Here is a 21,149-nt window from a genome sequence, read left to right as displayed (position 1 = left end):
AGCTATGAAACTGATTGCGGAAAGTGGTTCTACAAGAACTGAATGGGCACTGGTTGAAGACAACCACTTGATACAGCGTGTTTTTACCGAGGGATTGAATCCTTTTTTTCAAACAAGAAGAGAAATTAGCCGGAGTGTACGTTTAGGATTACCCGATATTTTTTTCAAAAAGAAATTGGAACAAGTATATTATTATGGAGCCGGATGCACCTCTTATGAAAAAAAGAATATATTGGGTGCATCCTTAGTAGCACAATTCAAGACCCCTATTCAGGTTGAAAGTGACCTGCTTGCAGCGGCACGCGGTCTTTTTAAATGCGAAGCCGGCATTGCCTGTATCTTGGGAACAGGCTCTAATTCATGCTTTTATGACGGAAAAATAGTGGTTAAGAACGTCAAGGCTGGTGGTTATATCCTAGGCGATGAAGGCAGTGGAGCTGTATTAGGCAAAATGTTTCTGTCCGATGTGTTAAAAGGCTTGGCACCTAAGGATGTAATGGCCGATTTTTTTGAAAAATTTCGTATCAGCTCTAATGAAGTAATGGAATCGGTATATAACCGTCCTTTCCCAAACCGTTTCCTCTCAACAATTTCTTACTTCTTGGCAGACTATACAAACGATGACTATGTCTTTGAGCTGATAACTAATAATTTAAAAGGATTTTTCACTCGTAATGTCTGCCAGTACGACTATAAGAATTATCCCATCAGATTTGTTGGCTCATTGGCCTATAGCTATGCGGACATCTTAAGAGAAGTTGCCGGTGAGTTTGGAATTGAGCTCGACGTAATTGAAGAAACTCCGATGAATGGACTGATAGAATTTCATTCTTTAAATATAGAAGAACCTTAAACTCTAATATATATAAGGTATATAAAGACTGCCTTTGCAAATTTAAAAGTATAAGATTAAAAAAATGCAAAGAAATGTTCTTGATATTGAATAATATAATATCTTTGTTACGTGTGAAGTACACAAAATACTTTATCACCTTTGTTAATAATAAGATTTATCTCTTAAAACGACTGGCAAGGTTAAGAAATTAACTGGATTTAGTTTAAAATTAATATATACCAAGTTCCCGGTGGACTTGGATTTTTAGAGAAAAAAGAGATACAACATATCATTTATGAACCCTTAAATTGAAGAAATGCCTATGAAGCAATGAAGAGACTTAGAGGATATACAGTTCATTTTACCCCTTAATCCTCCCTTTTTTTTACCTAACTGAAAAACTATTTTTATTAACAACAAAATCATCAATCACTTATGAATGAAGATCGCAAAAAAAGAGGAATTAAAAATCATAAAATCCTCATGACAGTGGCTATCTGTGCACTGTTTCTTGGCAGCAGTAACACTTTTGCTGCCCGATCTACTTCCCATGAAAACCATGGCGTAACAGAGCAGATGCAGTCTGTCGCTGTAAATGTTTTAGTAGTAGATGCCCAAGGCGAGCCTATCATTGGCGCCAATGTTGTAGAAAAAGGTACTACCAATGGCGGCATTACGGACATCAATGGAAAAATCAGAATGAATGTTAAAGCAGGAGCACTTTTACAGATTTCTTTTGTGGGGTATACCACTCAAGAAATAAAGGCCACTCCTAATCTACGGGTAGTGTTGAAAGACGACACTGAATTATTGGATGAAGTAGTAGTCGTAGGTTACGGCTCACAGAAAAAAGAGAACCTGACAGGAGCAGTCGCTTCCGTTAACGTGAATCAGACATTGGAAGGACGTCCTATTGCCGATATCGGTCGTGGTTTGCAAGGTACCACCCCGGGCTTATCCATCCAGGTACCAAGCGGCGAAGTCGGTTCTGACCCGATTATTAAGATACGCGGACAAATCGGTTCCATCGAAGGAGAAGCTACACCTTTGATTTTGCTCGACAACGTAGAAATACCTTCTATCCAAATGGTCAACCCCGATGATATAGAAAGCATTTCTGTACTGAAAGATGCTGCATCTGCTTCTATTTACGGTGCGAAAGCAGCATTCGGCGTAGTATTGATTACAACGAAAAAAGGCGCCAAGAGTGATAGGGTCAATGTTTCTTATCAGGGCAATCTCTCTTTCCAAAACATGGCAAAAGAGATGAAAATGGGACAGTTCAATGCTTTGGAATACAGCGTAGAAGCGATGAAACGCTCCGGGAAAACAGCCACCGGCGGTATTTCATTCTTTATGACAGAATCCGGATTGGAGCGTGCCCGCGAATGGCAAAACAAATATGGCGGCAAGTTAGGTCCCGACGACCCTTATGTATATGGGCGAGACTGGTATGTGGATGCCAATGGACGAAATATCGGTCTGAGAACTTTCGACCCGTATGATTATATGATACGCGAATGGGCACCGACTCACTCACACAACGTTTCAATCAACGGCAAAAGTGGCAAGACAACTTACAACATCGGCTTAGGATATCTGCATCAGAACGGTATGATGAAGCCTGCCAAGAAAGACGATTTTACACGCTACAACGCATCCGTACGTTTAAGCACCGAAATCAACAAATACCTGACTATACGTGCGGGGTCTATCTTCTCCTCACGTGACAAGAGATACCCTTATTCTACCTCATTCACTACTGCCGACCCGTGGCTGTACTTGTATCGCTGGGGTCCTAACATGCCGTTAGGTGTCAATGAAGGCGGAAACGACTTGCGCAGTCCGTGGTCTGAAACAAAACAAGCCAATACAGCTTCACAAGTAGATAATTACCTCAACATAAGCTTGGGTACAACCGTAAATGTGACCAAAGACTGGAAATTTGATTTTGACTATACATATGCCAACGAAACAGGAGTTATCAAGAAACCCGGAACACGATATAGCGCAGCAAACGCATGGAGTGCCGGTGTGCCGAGAACCGATGCCAACGGCAATCAGATTTATGTAAACAACCTGGGACAACAAGTAGACGCAGCAGCCGAAGGTGCAATGCCCGCATACAAACTTCCGTATGAAGAATATACTCCCCATGGTTCAAATCCCGACCATATCTACAGAAAATCTTCGGGAGCACGTCGCCATACCTTCAATGCAACAACCGATTACAACTGGCAAATAAACGACGATAACAACTTCAAGTTTCTGCTTGGTATGAACCTGGTGACTTATGACTATGAAGACAACTGGTCACAAATTACAGATTTGACAGATATCACCAACCCGCAGTTCGACCTCGCAGTTGGCACTCAGACCGCAAGCGGAAACCAAAAATGGGAAGGTCAAATGGGTTACTTCGGCCGTATCAACTATAATTACAAAGAAAAGTACCTGTTGGAAGCCAATTTACGTTATGACGGTACATCCAAGTTCCCCTCTGGCATGAAATGGCGTTGGTTCCCTTCATTCTCAGCCGGTTGGCGCTTAAGTGAAGAAGCTTTTATGGAATGGGCAAAACCCGCATTGAACTCATTGAAGCTTCGCGGTTCATGGGGTATCATTGGCGACCAAACCGTAGATAACGGCTTGTATGTATCCTCTCTCGGCACAGGACAAGTAAACTGGCTGGGTGCTGATGGTCAGAAATTATTCTATCGCGGTACTCCTTCTGCCGTTGCTTCTTCTATTACATGGCAGGACATAGCCACACTCGACTTGGGATTTGATGCGCGTTTCTTCCACGGTGATTTCGGTGTAACATTCGACTGGTATCAACGCGATACACGTAATATGATTGTACCGGGTTCGGGCATTGCCTATACATTCGGTGCAGCCGCTCCCAAAGGCAACTACGGTTCTTTAAGAACACGTGGTTGGGAAGTTTCATTGGATTACAACCACCGTTTCAACAACGGATTAGGCATTAATGCCATGTTCACGTTGTCTGATGCCCAAACTGAAATTACAGAATACAGTGATACGCGTTTAATCAGCGATTATTATGTAGGCAAGAAATATGGCGAAATATGGGGCTATAGAACAGAACGTTTGTATCAGAAAGATGATTTCGTATATGACAATAACGGCGAACTGGTTACTGTATGGGCTTTGAACGGAAAAGAAGTGGCAGCAGGCACTCCGGGTGCTAAAGAAATGAACAAACTAAAAGACCCGAACGGAGTATATCAGGACTTCCTGCAATCCGGTGACTTCAAATTTGGTCCGGGCGACGTAAAATATGCCGACTTGAATGGAGACGGAAAACTGGGTAATGGCGCCGGCACTGTAGAAGACCCGGGCGATAAGGAAATAATTGGTAATGAAACACCGAGATTTGAATACGGTATCCGTCTGGGCGCAGATTATAAAGGCTTTGACTTTTCTATCTTTATGCAAGGTGTAGGCAAACGTCAGATATGGGGTAACGGTTTCCTTGCCATTCCCGGTTATAATACTGCCGACGGTGCTATTCCTGACGCTATCGCAAGTGACTACTGGACTGAAGAGAACACAGGAGCTTTCTATGCACGCCCATGGAACCAATCCGGATCGAACGATGCTTACAACTATTACAAACAGTCACGCTATCTGCTGGATATGTCTTATTTCCGCATCAAGAATATCACATTAGGTTATTCTCTTCCGGAAAATATCATAAAGAAAGTACGCATGCAAAAGGCACGCATCTATCTGGCGCTGGAAAACTTCTTTACATTTGACAACCTGAACGGACTTCCTATTGATCCGGAAGCAATCTCCGGTTACTCCATGTTCAATGCAGAGAACTATAACAGCGGCCGTACCGGTGTAGGAACCCCGACTTTCAAGAGTGTGTCAGTAGGTGTACAATTGAACTTCTAATAAACTGAATTATATGAAAAAATATATATTTGCTTTACTTTCTGCCGCAACCTTTATGACAAGCGGGTGCGACTCTATCCTGGAACGTCCGGAATTGACAAAGCCACTGGACGAAACGTATGGAAAGACAGATAACGAATACCGACTCTATGTCAACGAAGCATACCCCGTTTATTTTGTGGGTTACAACAATAGCTGGGGCAGCGCATACGCTCCTTTAAGAGGATACAATTTTTCTGATGACAATGCTTCATCCGGAAAACAGACCTCTTTTGAGAATACCGTTCCCACCAGCCGCGGAAGTTACAACACCAGCGACCTCGCCAACTCCTGGATTTCCCAATACGCAGCCGGTAACTGGAACTTTGCCTGGGTACGCAAATGGAATATAATGATTGACAAACTGGAGAAGTATAAAAGTGCGCTGGAAGAAGAAACCTATAACCACTGGATGGGAGTAGCCCGATTCTTCCGTGGATTTGAATACTGCCGTCTGGTAGAAACCTTTGGTGATGTACCCTATTATGGAAAATCCATTAGCGATGCAGATACCGATGAAATGTATAAAGACCGCACGCCACGCAACGAAGTCATGGAACATGTGTACAATGACTTTGACTTTGCATTAAATAATATCCGTGAAAATGACGGAGCCCAATATCTGAACAGATTTATTGCAGCCGGTTTCGTCAGCAGACTGATGTTATTCGAAGGAACTTGGCAGAAATATCATAAGAACGATACTGAACTTGCAAAGAAGTATCTGACTATGGCCAAGGAAGCAGGAGACAAGGTATTAGGAAACAGCCAATGGCAGATTTCCGGTGATTTCAAAAGTCTGTTCGGCTCAACAGACCTAAGCAGCAATAAAGAGGTACTGATGTACAGACACTATGATGCCGGAGTCAACGTAACTCACTGTGTGGCTTCTTACTCCAACGGTACGGAAAGCCAAGGTGGCGCAACATTGGCATTAGCCAAATCATTCATCTGCAATGACGGTAAGGTGTACAAAAAATCAACTGTTGCCGGAGCAGACGAACTTGATGTCAAGAACATGGCCAAAACTCGTGACCCGCGTTTTGAAGCTACATTCTGGGATGAACCTCGTATCCAGGCAGGTACCTTGCTTTATAGCTGGAAATTCATTGACCGTGTAGGCCCGACCTATTTTGGCAAGACTTATCCTCCTCAATATAAAAGTATAACTAATACCAATGATTATCCGGTAATGCGACTGGCAGAGGTCATGTTAAACTGGCTGGAGGCCAAAGCCGAACTGGCTTTGATGGGCGGTGACCCTATCATTCAAGATGACATCGAAAAAACAATCAACCAAATCCGCAAGCGTCCTCTCGATGAAACGGCAATAAAAAAAGGCTTGCAACAAACCGCACCTATGATGTTAAGTGACATCACTGCCGACTTCGACCCAGATAGAGACAAAGGCAATTTGGTAGCAGGAGATTACGAAGTAGATCCGCTGATTTGGGAAATCCGCCGCGAACGCCGCATGGAGTTTGTATACGAGCACTCCCGTTTGCTCGATTTGAAACGTTGGAAGAAACTGCATTATATGAACAACAAAACATATCCGGACACAATGCTCGGCTTATGGGTGAACCTTGAGGAAGAACTGCCCAATTATCTTGAAGAAGACAACATAGGCATCACCACCGTAGCAGTTCCCGATGGTAACGGATATAAATACATAGTCTATGACGGAACCAACGCCGATGAGATGACAGGTTTCTATGTGCCGGAAGCAGCCGAAGCAAGAGACGATTTCAGCGATCGTTCATATCTGGCTCCGGTAGGAGAAGCTCAAATCAACGAGTACAATGCTAAAGGATATAAATTGACACAAACCGTTCTCTGGTAACAGAAAAAAAAGCATAACTCACAACAAGAGGTGTATCAAGAACGAAAGTTTTTCTTCTCGATACACCTCTTTCCTATATATACCTGAATACCAGATAAGAGCGTTTTGTCGTAATTGTAAATTAATAATTATAATACTAAATATTCCCAAATAAGTGTTTTTGATATTAAAATAAAAAGTATCTTTGTTCCATACAAATTCTCCTTAAGTAATACTATTATGAAGAAACTGCTACTATTAACCATCCTGCTATGTAGTTCATTACTGTGTCAGGCACAAAAAGAGCGCATTGTCTTAGGCGATGAACAAACTTCAGAGTATTTTCCAATCCTGAAAGGAAAACGGATTGCAATCTTCTCCAATCACACCGGAATGGTGGGAGACAAGCATTTACTGGACATACTGCTGGAAAACAAATTCAATGTAGTAGCTATTTTTTCACCTGAACACGGTTTTCGCGGAGATGCGGATGCAGGAGAGCACGTATCCAGTTCGGTTGACAAGAAAACGGGCGTCCCTATCCTTTCCCTTTATGACGGGAAAGACAAAAAACCGAGCGAAGCATCCATGAGAAAATTTGATATATTGGTTATTGACATCCAGGATGTAGGCTTGCGATTCTATACCTATTATATAACAATGTGCCGACTGATGGACGCCTGCGCCGAGTATAACCGCAAGGTATTGTTGCTGGACCGCCCCAATCCGAACGGACATTATGTAGACGGACCGATACTGGACATGAAATACAAATCCGGAGTGGGTTGGTTGCCTATTCCCATTGTACATGGCATGACACTGGGCGAACTGGCATTAATGGTAAACGGAGAACGCTGGTTACCGGCCTCACGCGTGTGCGACCTTACCGTCATACCCTGCAAGAATTATACGCACCAGACAAAATACACATTGCCCATTCCCCCCTCTCCCAACCTGCCGAACATGAAAGCCGTCTATCTGTATCCGGCTACCTGCTATTTTGAGGCCACTCCCGTCAGTCTAGGCAGAGGAACTTCACTCCCGTTTCAGGTATACGGACATCCCAATATGACAGGCTATGATTACAGTTTTACTCCCAAAAGTGTTCCCGGCGCCAAAAATCCGCCCCAACTGAACAAGCTATGCCACGGCGTAAACCTCAGTAATATGAGCGATGAAGAAATTTGGAAGCGCGGCGTGGATCTGAGCTACGTAATTGACGCTTATAAGAACCTGAACATAGGCGACCACTTCTTCCGTCCGTTCTTCGAACTGCTGGTAGGAACAGACTATGTCCGCAAGATGATAATAGAAGGAAAGAGCGCCGAAGAAATCAAAAACCGCTGGAAAGGCGATGTGGAAAAGTTCAAGGAACAGCGTAAGCCCTATTTGCTTTATCAAGAATGATTATTCATACAAACCGGAACCTATTAACCAGTAAACACTAATACCCAATCAATACAATGAGCCCGTTATCCGTTATCATCACCATTGCAGCCTATTTTGCAATACTCTTCACAGTATCTTACATTGCCGGCAGAAAAGCAGACAATGCAGGTTTCTTCGTGGGCAACCGCAAATCGTCCTGGTATGTGGTGGCATTTGCAATGATTGGCTCCAGCATATCCGGAGTAACGTATGTATCCGTGCCCGGCATGGTTGCCGCAAGTAACTTCGGCTATCTGCAAATGGTATTGGGATTTATTGCGGGACAATTAATCATCGCCTTTGTTCTGACCCCCTTGTTCTACCGGATGAATCTGGTTTCCATTTACGAATATCTGGAGAACAGGTTCGGCATGTCCTCATACCGTACAGGGGCCTGGTTTTTCTTCATCTCCAAAATGCTTGGAGCGGCAGTACGCCTGTTCCTCGTCTGCCTGACATTACAACTGCTGGTATTCGAACCATTCGGATTACCTTTTATTCTGAATGTGGCCATCACCGTAGCTTTGGTATGGCTGTACACTTTCCGTGGAGGCGTAAAGTCGCTCATCTGGACAGACTCCTTGAAAACGTTCTGCCTTGTGGTATCGGTTGTATTGTGCATCTGCTACATAGCCTCCGACCTTAATTTGTCTTTCACCGGTATGCTCGGTACAATTGCCGACAGCGATATGTCCCGCATATTTTTCTTCGACGATGTCAACAGCAAGCAATACTTCTTCAAGCAGTTCTTTGCCGGAGCATTTACCATGATAGCCATGACCGGATTGGATCAGGACATGATGCAGCGCAACCTCAGCTGCAAAAATTTCAAGGACTCACAAAAGAACATGATTACCAGCGTCATTTCGCAATTCTTCGTCATTCTGTTGTTTCTGATGCTGGGTGTACTGCTCTACATATTTGCCGGCAGCCAAGGAATACAAGTGGAGAAAAGTGATGAACTTTTCCCCTTAATTGCTACAGGAAATTACTTCCCCACCGTTGTAGGCATCCTGTTTATTATCGGACTGATTTCTTCGGCTTACTCGGCAGCAGGCTCCGCACTGACAGCCCTTACTACATCCTTCACCGTAGATATTCTCGGCACAAGAGGAAGGACGGAAGAGGAAATCGTAAAAATCCGGAAACGGGTACACATAGGAATGGCCGTAATAATGGGTATTACGATTTTTGTATTCAACCTGCTGAACAATACCAGTGTAATCGATGCCGTATATATTCTGGCAAGCTACACCTATGGTCCTATCTTGGGACTGTTTGCTTTCGGCATCTTCATGAAGCAGCAGGTGCGGGACAAATACATACCGTTAGTCGCCATCGTATCCCCGCTTCTTTGCTTCATCCTGCAAAAGAATTCGGAAGCATGGTTCAACGGTTATCAGTTCAGCTATGAATTGCTTATATTCAATGCACTGTTCACCTTCATCGGACTCTGCATACTGATAAAGAAAGACAAAAAGAACATTTAACTTAATACATCATCATCATGAGTGTAAGACTCCACTTTTTGCTCAGCATGCTTGCCACCGCCCTTATCCCCCAAACGGGCGGTGCGCAAGAGCTTCCGACAGAAACCCGCCGGGAAATAGGCAAGTTTCTGGACGCCACTGCACGAAAAGAAATATCCGTAGGACATATCACCGTTGACTCTGTTGCCATAAACGGCAACACCCTGCAACTCTTTGCCAACATGAACTGTTCCTACATTCCTTTCCGTGAGGACAATGTAGCCGAAATTTACAAAGGCATCAGCGCCTTGTTGCCCACCGAATTTGCAAAGTACAGGCTACAGCTACGCACCAACAGACATAGTATCGAAGAACTGATTCCCCAAGCGTTGCGTTCGAAAAAAGACAAAAAGGCTCTTACATTCAGCCAGGATGTAGAAAAGCCTCTGGTAACCAAAGTTTCCAGACCTTATACTCCAACCAACGGACTGCAAAACCGTCATATTGCCTTATGGCAAAGCCACGGTTTTTACTACGAACCGAAACTCAACCGCTGGGAGTGGCAGCGTGCCCGCTGTCTGCAAACCGTGGAAGACCTGTATACACAGAGCTTCGTATTGCCCTACCTTGTTCCGATGCTGGAAAACGCCGGAGCCAATGTACTGCTTCCGCGTGAACGCGACTGCCAGACTGCCGAAATCATTATCGACAATGACGGTTGCCTTAACACCGGCTCTACCTATGCCGAACGTACCGCTGACAAGGTATGGCAGCAAGGCACAGGAAAAGGTTTCGCACATCTTCGCCCGCAATACATAGATTTTGAGAATCCTTTTAAAGAAGGTACATTCCGTATCGCAGAAACCGTCAAAAAAGGAAAAGAAAGCACGGCCGAATGGATTCCCGAAATACCTCAAAACGGACAATATGCAGTCTATGTCTCTTATCAGACTGTTCCAAACAGCAGTGACGACGCCCTTTATACCGTTTATCATAAAGGCGGGGTATCCCAATTCAAAGTCAACCAGAAAATGGGGGGCGGCACTTGGGTCTATCTGGGAACTTTCGGTTTTGATGCCGGAAAAAGCAATGCCTGCAAGGTGACTCTGAGCAACCGTTCTGCCAAAGCCGGACAAACAGTCACAGCCGATGCCGTAAAGATTGGCGGCGGCATGGGAAACATTGCCCGCCGTATCTCTGAGGAAGGGGCAACCGATAATTTGAAAAGCTCCGACAAAACCGTCAACGCATCAAATGCAGCAAAGAATATACCGGCAGCATATCAACCGTCCTATATCACCGAATACCAAAAGAGCGGTTATCCCCGTTTTTGCGAGGCTGCCCGTTACTGGATGCAATGGGCCGGCATTCCGGACAGCGTATATTCCGAAAGCCACGGAAAGAATGATTACACGGATGACTATAAAAGCCGTGGAATATGGGTGAACTACCTGGCGGGCGGTTCTGCCGCCAACCCCACGGAAAAGGGGTTGAATATTCCGGTAGACTTGGCGTTTGCCTTCCACTCGGATGCAGGAACTACCCTTAACGACTCTATCATCGGAACACTTGGCATCTACCAGACCGATGCCTACAACGGAGTATTTGCCAATGGGGCATCACGCTACTTGTCTCACGACCTGACAGACCTGATTCAATCCAATATCGTACGCGATATCCGCACACTGTATGAACCCCGATGGACCCGCCGCGGCAAATGGAATCAATCATACTATGAAGCCCGCGTTCCACGCGTACCGACCATGTTACTTGAGTTGCTTTCTCACCAGAACTTTGCCGATATGCGTTACGGTATCGACCCGCGCTTCCGATTTACGGTAAGCCGCGCTATCTACAAAGGAATGTTGCAGTTTCTCTGTTCGCAATACCGTATGGATTATATAGTACAGCCCTTGCCTGTAGACCACATGACATTGCGCATGATCGGTGAAAATGAAATCGAGTTGAGCTGGAAAGCTGTAAACGACCCGCTGGAAACGACAGCCGCTCCCGAGAAGTACATCGTTTATACGCGTATCGGCAACGGTGACTTCGACAACGGCACAGTAGTGGATAAAAACAGTTACCGCACCGTTCTTCCCGCCGGTATCGTATGCAGCTATAAGGTAACCGCCCTCAACAAGGGTGGTGAGAGCTTCCCTTCTGAAATTCTTTCGGCAGGACAGGCTTTCAACAGCAAAGGTGCAGTATTGGTCATCAACGGATTCGACCGCATCAGTGCTCCCGCCGACTTTGTCGCCCCTGCACCTGCCGACACGCTACTTGCAGGTTTTCTGGACGATTTGGACCATGGAGTGCCTTATATCAAAGACATCAGTTACATCGGAAAGATGAAAGAGTTCCGCCGTTCCATCCCCTGGATGGACGATGACGCATCCGGTTTCGGCGACTGCTACGGCAACTACGAAACACAGGTTATCGCCGGAAATACATTCGACTACCCGGCAGTGCACGGAGCTGCCATACTGAAGGCCGGTTACTCCTTCGTTTCATGCAGTGATGAAGCTGTTGAAAGCGGACAAGTTGTCCTGAACGACTACACATACACCGACCTTATTCTCGGCAAAGAGTGCCAGACCAAGATAGGCAGAGGCGGGATAAAGCCTTTGGAGTTCAAGACATTCAGCAAACCGATGCAAGACTGTATTACAGCTTACTGTAGCCAAGGCGGTAATATCCTTATATCAGGCGCCTATGTAGGAACCGACTTATGGGATAACCGCCTGATTCCCGCCAATGAAGAAGACAAGAAATTTGCTACGGAAGTTCTGAAATATAAGTGGCGTACAGGACAAGCCGCCACAATGGGTAAAGCGAAGTGCGTAGCTTCCCCTTTCCCTTCTCTTTCGGGAAACTATACTTATCATAATGAGCTTAATTCGGATTCTTACGCAGTGGAGTCCCCTGACGCCATCGAGCCTGCTACAAAAGAAGCATATACCATAATGCGCTATTCGGAGAATAACCTGAGTGCCGGAATTGCCTATCAGGGCGAATATAAGACATGCGTCTTAGGATTCCCTTTCGAATCGCTTCGCACGGCAGAAGAAAGAGCATCTCTAATGGACGCTATTCTGACATTTTTCAACAACAGTACCAAGAAATAAAGAATAATTTATAAAACCAATCATCATTTATGAACCGAAGACTATTCACCAGCGTCCTGTTTGCCTGCCTGCTACCGTTTATGGTGCAGGCACAGCAGGCCGTGTTCCGCTTCGCACAACTGACGGACATCCACTTAAGTCCGAACAACCCCAATCCTACGGAAGATTTATTGCGTTCCATTGCACAAATTAATGCAACCGACAGCATCGATTTCGTATTGGTGACAGGCGACATTGCCGAAGAGGGCGACCGCACCACCATGGAAAAAGTAAAATCATGTCTCGACCTGCTGAAAGTGAAATACTACGTAGTGCTGGGTAACCATGAAACCAAATGGAGCGATTCCGGCTGTACTGCCTTCGGAGAGATATTCGGTGGCGAACGGTTTGAATTCGAACACAAAGGCTTTTTGTTCCTCGGTTTTAATTCAGGCCCGCTGATGCGTATGGCATACGGCCATGTTGTCCCTCAGGATATCCGCTGGATGACGGAAACGATGGACCGGTACAATGCCGGCAATTCCCGGCCGGACAAACCTGTAATACTTGTTACCCACTATCCGATGACGGAAGGCGATGTGGACAACTGGTATGAAGTGACGGATGCCGTGCGACCATACAACATACGCCTGTTTATAGGCGGACACTACCACCGCAACCGCGACTTGCGCTATGACGGCATTCCGGGTATCCTGATGCGCAGCAACCTGCGCGACAAGGATGAAAAGCCGGGCTACGGCATTTATGAGATTACAGAAGATTCCATCCTCGTTTATACACAACGCATCGGAGAACCGAAAAGACAATGGGCCGCATTCTCGCTGACGGATTCATACTATGACCGTAATGGGAAAGCCGAAAAATATCCCGACTTCTCCGTAAACAAAGAGTATGCACAAGTACAAGAGCAATGGATAGTGCAAACCGGAGCCGGCATCTACTGTTCACCGGCAGTGGAAAAAGACAAAGTATTCGTTGGCGACGACCTGGGACGCCTCACTGCCTATGCCCTTAAAAACGGCAAGAAACTATGGAGTTTCCAATCCGGAAAAAGAATTGTCGGAACACCTGCCGTAAGCGAAGGAATTGTCGTATTCGGTTCCGCCGATTGTAAGATATATGGTCTGGATGCCCAAAACGGTAATCTGTTATGGACAGTAGAAGCTGCCGAACCTGTATTGGGAGCAGTGACAATAGAGAACGGCATTGCCTATATCGGTGCCAGCGACCACACTTTCCGTGCTGTAAACATCCGTACCGGAGAAGTGAAATGGGCTTTTGCCGGCGTAAAGGGCTACATCGAAACCAAACCTTTGGTAACGGACAATAAAGTTATCTTCGGCGCATGGGACAATACCTTATACGCTTTAAATAAAGCAGACGGCAAGGAATTATGGAAATGGACAGGCGGACTGACGCGCATGCACTTCTCCCCTGCCGCCGTATGGCCGGTGGCAGCCGATGGGAAGGTATTCATTACCGACCCGCAACGTGCCATGACCGCCATTGACATAGAAACGGGCAATACTGTATGGCGTACCTTCCAATCCATGGTACGTGAGACAATAGGACTGTCCGAAGATAAAGAACGTATTTACAGTAAGACCATGAACGACAGTATCGTATGCTACTCCACCAAAGGCGACCAACCGCACAAACTGTGGGCATCCAATGTAGGCTTCGGCTACGAGCATGCTCCTTCCATGCAGGTAGAAAAAAACGGAGTCGTATTCGGAAGTACCAAAGAAGGACTTATCTTCGCGCTGGAAGCCGCGACTGGCAAAGTGCTGTGGAAACACAAAACAGGCAATTCGCTCATAAGCACAGTGGTACCGCTCGACAACAACCGGGTGCTGTTTACCGCCACGAGTGGAGAAACCGGAATGCTGAAGTTTAAAATAAAAAAATGAGAATTTTAAAATAATACCTTACAGATATGAAGAAGATTGATTGCTTTATTCCTTTTGCAGGAAAAGAACAGGCTGAAAAGACAGTACAAGGATTACAGGCTACAGGTCTTATCGGCAACATCCGTTTAGTAACAACAGACCCTATGCTCGAACCATTGCCCGGCTGTGAGATTTTATCCGTAGACATGCCCTACAGCAGCACTGCCATGAAAACCATTGCCGAAAAAACCGATGCTGAATATACATTGCTATACACCAAAGAAACGACTCTTGAACTGGGTATGTTCGCCTTGGAACGCATGATGCACATTGCAGAAGATTCGGATGCAGGAATGGTCTATGCCGACCATTACCAGATAGCCGACGGCAAGCAGACGAATGCTCCTGTCATCGACTATCAGTTCGGCTCGCTGAGAGACGATTTCAATTTCGGCTCGGTACTCCTTTTCAATACTTCAAAGCTAAAAGAGGCAGCCTGCCGCATGAAGTGCGATTATAACTTTGCCGGCCTTTACGACTTACGACTGAAGCTGAGCCAAAAGGCAGACCTCGTACATATCAATGAATATCTGTACAGTGAAGTGGAAAACGATACACGTAAGAGCGGTGAAAAGATATTCGATTACGTCGACCCAAAGAACCGTAACCGTCAGATTGAAATGGAAGCGGCATGCACGGAACATCTGAAAGAAATCGGTGGCTACCTGAAACCGGAGTTCAAGCAGATTGAGTTCTCTGCCGGAAATTTCGAATACGAGGCATCCGTTATCATCCCCGTACGCAACCGTATACGCACCATCCGCGATGCTATCCGTTCCGTACTGGACCAGAAGGCAGACTTCAAGTTCAATCTTATCATCATCGACAACCACTCCACCGACGGAACGACAGAAGCCATCGACGAGTTTAAGAATGACGAGCGCCTCATCCATATCATCCCCGAACGCAACGACCTCGGCATCGGCGGTTGCTGGAACATGGGCGTACACCACCCCAAATGCGGCAAGTTTGCCGTACAATTGGACAGCGACGACGTATATGCCGATGAAAATACATTGGTCACTATGGTACGTGCTTTCTACGAACAGAACTGCGCCATGGTAGTAGGTACTTACATGATGACGGACTTCAACATGAACATGATTGCTCCGGGCATCATCGATCACAAGGAGTGGACACCGGACAACGGGCGTAACAATGCCCTCCGTATTAACGGTCTGGGTGCACCGCGCGCATTCTATACTCCGGTACTGCGCGAAGTAAAAGTGCCCAATACGAGCTATGGCGAAGACTATGCCCTTGGACTGAATTTCTCCCGCCAATACCAGATAGGCCGTGTCTATGACGTTGTTTACAACTGCCGCCGCTGGGACGACAACTCGGATGCCTCATTGGACATCGTCAAAATGAACGGGCACAACCTTTACAAAGACCGTATCCGCACGTGGGAGTTGCAGGCACGCATTGCTATGAACAAGAAAAACGGTAAATGACCTATGAATCAGACCATACACAATCTTCTAACCGAACAGCTTGCTTCCTGGGAAACGGCGCGTAATAACTACGCCGCCCTTTCCGGAGTGCAGGTGAAAGAACTGAATGTAAACGGCACCCTTTATAAAGTACAGTTCAATCCGGCACGTATCGTATCTTCCGGAGCCAAAGTAGATGCAAAGTCCATTAAGGAACGTAAATGCTTTCTCTGCCCCGCCAACTTGCCGGCAGTGCAAAAAGGCATCCCGTTCGAAGGACACTACAACATATTGGTCAATCCGTTTCCCATATTCCCCCGTCATCTGACGGTACCGGAAACCGCACATGTCGCCCAGCGCATAGCTCCCCGCTTCGGGGATATGCTGGACCTGGCACGGCAACTGACCGACTACACCATTTTTTACAATGGTCCCAAGTGCGGCGCTTCCGCTCCCGACCACGCCCACTTCCAGGCCGGCAACAAAGGCTTCATGCCTATTGAACAAGACTGGCGTAGACAGGTAGCAGGCAAAGTAGCCGACTACGGTCAGGCCACCCTATGGTGGCTGAACGATGCCCCGCGCACTACGCTCGTCATCGAATCTGCCGACCGCAAGACGGCTATTAAGCTGTTCGACACCATTTATCACTCACTGGACATACAGCCCGGTGAAGACGAACCGATGATGAATGTCCTTGTAATGTACGAAGACAACAAATGGATTGTATTTGTCTTTCCTCGTGCCAAGCATCGTCCGGCATGTTATACGGCCGAAGGCGACGCCAACCTGCTGAGCAGTCCTGCCTCCGTAGACTTAGGCGGCGTATTCATCACCCCCGTCGAGAAAGATTTCATCAAAATAACGGCAGAAGACATCGCACAGATATTGGGTGAAGTATGCCTTTCTCCCGCAGATTTTCAAAAGGTGCGGAAACGCATCCAGGAACAACTGTAATATCCGTCATCCCTTTAAATAAACAAGTATGAAAGAACCCAAAGTAGAAGTCGGCATCCTATTCGAGCCACAGATAGAATTTATCCTGCTTGCCCCCTACCACGTATCCGGCAAGGAAGTCAACGGCAAGCAGACTGTTACCTACGACGAAGGTAAAATCCTTTGGAACGGCAGGCAATATGACGAACTAATGTTTGAACCCCTGCAAGAATCCATTGCGGCATTCGAGTTGCTGGATGTGACTATCGGGATAAACTTCCACTGGGAACGCAAAGAAGACCAACGCTTCCAGGGTTCTTTAAAGATTATCGTAGAAAACGGCAAGCTGACTGGTATCAATGTCATCCGCGTGGAGGATTACCTGACCAGCGTCATCTCCAGCGAGATGAGTGCTACCGCTTCCCTGGAACTGCTGAAGGCACATGCAGTCATCTCGCGCAGCTGGCTGCTTGCAAACCTTTCTGGTTTGCAAATTAACAATTCACAACTGTCAACCGGTAATGATACCATACGGAATAAAAACGCAAACCAAGACAACGCAGCCAATTGCCAACTGTCAACTGCCTACTGTCAATTGAAATGGTATGAGCGCGACTCCCATACCCATTTCGACGTATGTGCGGACGACCACTGCCAGCGCTATCAGGGGATAACGCGCGCTTCCACCGATATAGTCCGCCAGGCGATAGCCGCCACCCACGGACAGGTACTTACCTCAGAAGGCAGAATATGCGATGCCCGCTTCTCCAAATGCTGCGGCGGAGCATTCGAAGAGTTCCAGTATTGCTGGGAAGATATCAAATATCCCTATCTTGCCAAACAGCGCGATTATCTGACAGGAAATGAAAAGACTGCTCCCGAACTGCCCGACCTGACTCAGGAGTCCGAAGCCGACCGCTGGATACGTACTTCCCCCGAAGCATTCTGCAATACTACGGATAAGAAAATCCTGTCACAGGTTCTCAACAATTACGACCAGGAAACCACCGATTTCTACCGTTGGAAAGTAGAATATACTCAAGACGAACTCTCCGCCCTCATACTGAAACGCTCCGGCATAGACTACGGACAGATAATCGACCTTGTTCCCGTGGCCCGCGGCACCTCCGGACGCCTTTGGAAACTGAAAATCGTAGGTACGAAGAAGACGCTGACTATCGGGAAAGAGCTGGAAATCCGCCGGACGCTTTCTCCTTCACACCTTTACAGCTCCGCCTTTGTCGTAGACCGCGCAGAAGTGTCGGAGGCCGGCATCCCCGGGCGTTTCATCCTCACCGGAGCCGGATGGGGACATGGCGCAGGTCTCTGCCAGATAGGTGCTGCCGTAATGGGAGAACAAGGATACAAATACGATGAGATATTGCTGCATTACTACATCGGCGCCAGTATCGACCAACTATATGACTAATCCTATAACAGAAAAACAATTGACAGAATGAACAATATCAAGAAAATATCCCCCTGGGCATGGGTCCCTACCTTATATTTCGCACAGGGTATCCCCTACTTTATCGTGAACAACATCTCCGTACTGATGTTTGCCAAAATGGGTGTACCCAATGGAGACATGGCGCTATTTACCAGCCTGCTGTATCTGCCATGGACTATCAAACCTTTCTGGAGCCCGTTTGTAGACATTATCAGAACCAAAAGATGGTGGGTAGTTTCCATGCAGATTCTTATGTCGATAGCTTTCATCCTGCTGACCCTGACCATTCCGCATCCGGACGAAGCAACCATGGCAGCGGGCACGACTCCTATCAGTATGTTCACCGTAACCTTGATACTGTTTATCATCACGGCATTCGCTTCCGCCACACACGATATTGCCGCAGACGGGTTCTATATGCTGGCATTGAAATCGGGCGAGCAGGCTGAGTTTGTCGGTATCCGAAGCACTTTCTACCGTCTTGCGTCTATCTTCGGACAAGGAGTGCTCGTAGCCATTGCCGGTGCCATCGAACTGAAATACGACAACATTCCGCTGTCGTGGACTATCACGATGCTGGTTACGGCCGTTATGTTCAGTGCAGTAAGTTTTTATCACCTTTTCATGATACCCAAACCGTCTTCAGACAAATCGGTCTTGGCTCCGGGAACAGCCAGTGCCAAGGCTATTTTCAAGGAGTTCGGACGCACTTTCGCCACCTATTTTACCAAACCGGGTGTACTGCTTGCCATTGTATTCATGCTGCTCTACCGCCTGCCCGAGGCATTCCTCATCAAGATGTGCATGCCTTTCCTCGTTGCCGGTAAAGAAGCGGGAGGCTTAGGGCTTTCCACGGCGGAAGTAGGCATCGTATACGGCACTATCGGTGTGATATTCCTCACATTGGGCGGTATTCTCGGTGGCATATTCGCATCGCGCATCGGATTGAAGAAATCCATCTGGTGGATGGCGGCATGTATGACACTTCCCTGCCTGACTTTTGTCTACCTGGCCATTTGCCAGCCCGAAAACCTGTTTGCCATATCAACGGCGATTGCTATCGAACAATTCGGCTACGGCTTCGGTTTCACAGCCTATATGCTCTATATGATGTATTTCTCCGAAGGCGAGTTCAAGACATCACACTATGCTATCTGCACTGCATTCATGGCGCTGAGCATGATGATTCCGGGCATGTTTGCCGGTTACATTCAGGAAGCTATCGGCTATACCAACTTCTTCTGGATGGTAATCGCATGCTGCATTGCCACCGTGATAGTCACCGTCTTTGCCGACAGGCGGATAGACCCCGAATACGGCAAGAAATAAAAGATTGATAAACGAACCATAAAGATACCCATTATGAAAAAACATCTCGTTCTCTGTATCCTTTGCACCCTTTGCTGCATGGCATACGCACAGAAAATAAAAATAAAGACCGGCATCGAAGTGCTGAAAGAGCAAAACTTCAAATGCCTGGAAGGTAAACGTGTGGGACTGATTACCAATCCTACGGGAGTAGATAATCACATGAAATCCACCATCGATATTCTGCACGAAGCGCCGAACGTGAATCTCGTGGCACTCTACGGTCCGGAACATGGCGTACGTGGTGATGTACATGCCGGCGATCACGTAACGGACATCAAGGATGCCTCAACCGGACTGCCCGTCTATTCCCTCTACGGCAAGACACGCAAAGCGACTCCGGAGATGCTGAAGGACATTGATGTACTGGTATACGACATTCAGGACATCGGCTGCCGCTCATTCACCTACATCAGTACCATGGGACTTGCCATGGAAGCCGCTGCCGAGAACAACAAGGAATTTATCGTACTGGATCGCCCCAATCCCGTAGGCGGATTGAAGATAGAGGGTAATCTGACGGAAGATGACTGCATTTCCTTTGTCAGCCAATTTAAAATTCCGTACCTTTACGGACTCACTTGCGGTGAGCTGGCTTTCATGCTGAATGGGGAAAAGATGCTGAAAGACGGCAAGCAATGCAAATTGCAGGTTGTAAAGATGAAAGGCTGGAAGCGCAAGATGGACTATACACAGACCGGATTGCAATGGGTTCCTTCTTCTCCGCACATTCCGCACCCGCACTCCGCATTTTTCTATCCCGTGAGCGGCATTTTGGGAGAGTTGGGCTATATGTCTATCGGAGTAGGTTACACGATTCCGTTCCAGATGTTCGCTGCCCCGTGGGTGGAAGCCGAGAAACTTGCCAGAAACCTGAACGGGCTGAACGTACCGGGTATCGTCTTCCGACCGATGTACCTGAAACCGTTCTACTCCGTAGGTAAAGGAGAGTTGCTGCAGGGCGTGCAAGTGCACATCATGGATTTCGGCAAAGCACCGCTAAGCGAGATACAGTTCCTCGTAATGCAGGAAGTAGCCGCGCTCTATCCCGACCGTGCCGTATTTGACCATGCGGATAAAGGCCGTTTCGCCATGTTCGACAAGGTAAGCGGCTCAAAACAGATACGCGAACGCTTCAGCAAGCGCAACCGTTGGGAAGACATCCGCGACTATTGGTACAAAGACGTTGAGGAGTTCCGTAAACTGTCGAAGCAGTATTATTTATATAAATAATTTGACAAGTATAAAAAACGGTAAGTCGCATACTGAATATCATTCGGTTGTATATTGAATGTGCTTCCCTATAAAGTTCTTTCACAAGTTATTGCGACAAGGATTGCGGGAAGAAGCACAGGAGTAAAAAGATCT

General features: G+C 46.7%; 12 protein-coding genes. All 12 read left to right on the top strand.

Annotation, left to right across the window (positions count from 1 at the left end; translation table 11 throughout):
- Positions 1-4 precede the first annotated feature (4 nt).
- Positions 5-853, top strand: a complete 849-nt coding sequence (locus NQ565_RS04525) for a hypothetical protein (protein ID WP_005656219.1) — start codon at positions 5-7, stop codon at positions 851-853.
- Between the two features lie 417 nt (positions 854-1,270).
- A complete protein-coding gene (locus tag NQ565_RS04520) occupies positions 1,271-4,759 on the top strand; it encodes a SusC/RagA family TonB-linked outer membrane protein (RefSeq protein WP_005656216.1) in 3,489 nt (1,162 codons plus the stop codon).
- A gap of 13 nt (positions 4,760-4,772) precedes the next feature.
- Positions 4,773-6,641: a RagB/SusD family nutrient uptake outer membrane protein gene (locus NQ565_RS04515; protein ID WP_005656215.1), complete on the top strand. Its 1,869-nt coding sequence runs from the start codon at positions 4,773-4,775 to the stop codon at positions 6,639-6,641.
- A 219-nt stretch (positions 6,642-6,860) separates the two neighbouring features.
- Entirely contained in the window at positions 6,861-8,027 is a 1,167-nt protein-coding gene (locus tag NQ565_RS04510) for an exo-beta-N-acetylmuramidase NamZ family protein (protein ID WP_005656213.1), read from the top strand.
- Positions 8,028-8,083: 56 nt separating this feature from the next.
- Positions 8,084-9,538 carry a sodium:solute symporter gene (locus tag NQ565_RS04505; protein WP_005656211.1) on the top strand — a complete coding sequence of 485 codons (1,455 nt, stop codon included), beginning with the start codon at positions 8,084-8,086 and terminating at the stop codon, positions 9,536-9,538.
- Positions 9,539-9,555: 17 nt separating this feature from the next.
- Positions 9,556-12,645 (top strand): golvesin C-terminal-like domain-containing protein, encoded by a 3,090-nt coding sequence (locus tag NQ565_RS04500; protein WP_040315977.1) that lies wholly within the window; start codon positions 9,556-9,558, stop codon positions 12,643-12,645.
- Between the two features lie 29 nt (positions 12,646-12,674).
- Positions 12,675-14,555 (top strand): outer membrane protein assembly factor BamB family protein, encoded by a 1,881-nt coding sequence (locus NQ565_RS04495; RefSeq protein ID WP_040315975.1) that lies wholly within the window; start codon positions 12,675-12,677, stop codon positions 14,553-14,555.
- A gap of 26 nt (positions 14,556-14,581) precedes the next feature.
- Positions 14,582-16,048, top strand: coding sequence for a glycosyltransferase family 2 protein (locus NQ565_RS04490; protein WP_005656205.1), 1,467 nt, complete (start codon positions 14,582-14,584; stop codon positions 16,046-16,048).
- A 3-nt stretch (positions 16,049-16,051) separates the two neighbouring features.
- Positions 16,052-16,984 (top strand): DUF4922 domain-containing protein, encoded by a 933-nt coding sequence (locus NQ565_RS04485; RefSeq protein ID WP_005656203.1) that lies wholly within the window; start codon positions 16,052-16,054, stop codon positions 16,982-16,984.
- 28 nt (positions 16,985-17,012) lie between these two features.
- Positions 17,013-18,392 (top strand): SpoIID/LytB domain-containing protein, encoded by a 1,380-nt coding sequence (locus NQ565_RS04480; protein WP_005656200.1) that lies wholly within the window; start codon positions 17,013-17,015, stop codon positions 18,390-18,392.
- Positions 18,393-18,419: 27 nt separating this feature from the next.
- Positions 18,420-19,742 carry an MFS transporter gene (locus tag NQ565_RS04475; protein ID WP_005656198.1) on the top strand — a complete coding sequence of 441 codons (1,323 nt, stop codon included), beginning with the start codon at positions 18,420-18,422 and terminating at the stop codon, positions 19,740-19,742.
- A gap of 33 nt (positions 19,743-19,775) precedes the next feature.
- Positions 19,776-21,014 carry an exo-beta-N-acetylmuramidase NamZ family protein gene (locus NQ565_RS04470; protein WP_016661123.1) on the top strand — a complete coding sequence of 413 codons (1,239 nt, stop codon included), beginning with the start codon at positions 19,776-19,778 and terminating at the stop codon, positions 21,012-21,014.
- The last annotated feature ends 135 nt before the right edge of the window (positions 21,015-21,149 follow it).

Origin of the sequence: Bacteroides stercoris ATCC 43183 (assembly GCF_025147325.1) — a bacterium.
Lineage (GTDB): Bacteria > Bacteroidota > Bacteroidia > Bacteroidales > Bacteroidaceae > Bacteroides > Bacteroides stercoris.
This window is presented reverse-complemented; position numbering and strand designations above follow the sequence as displayed.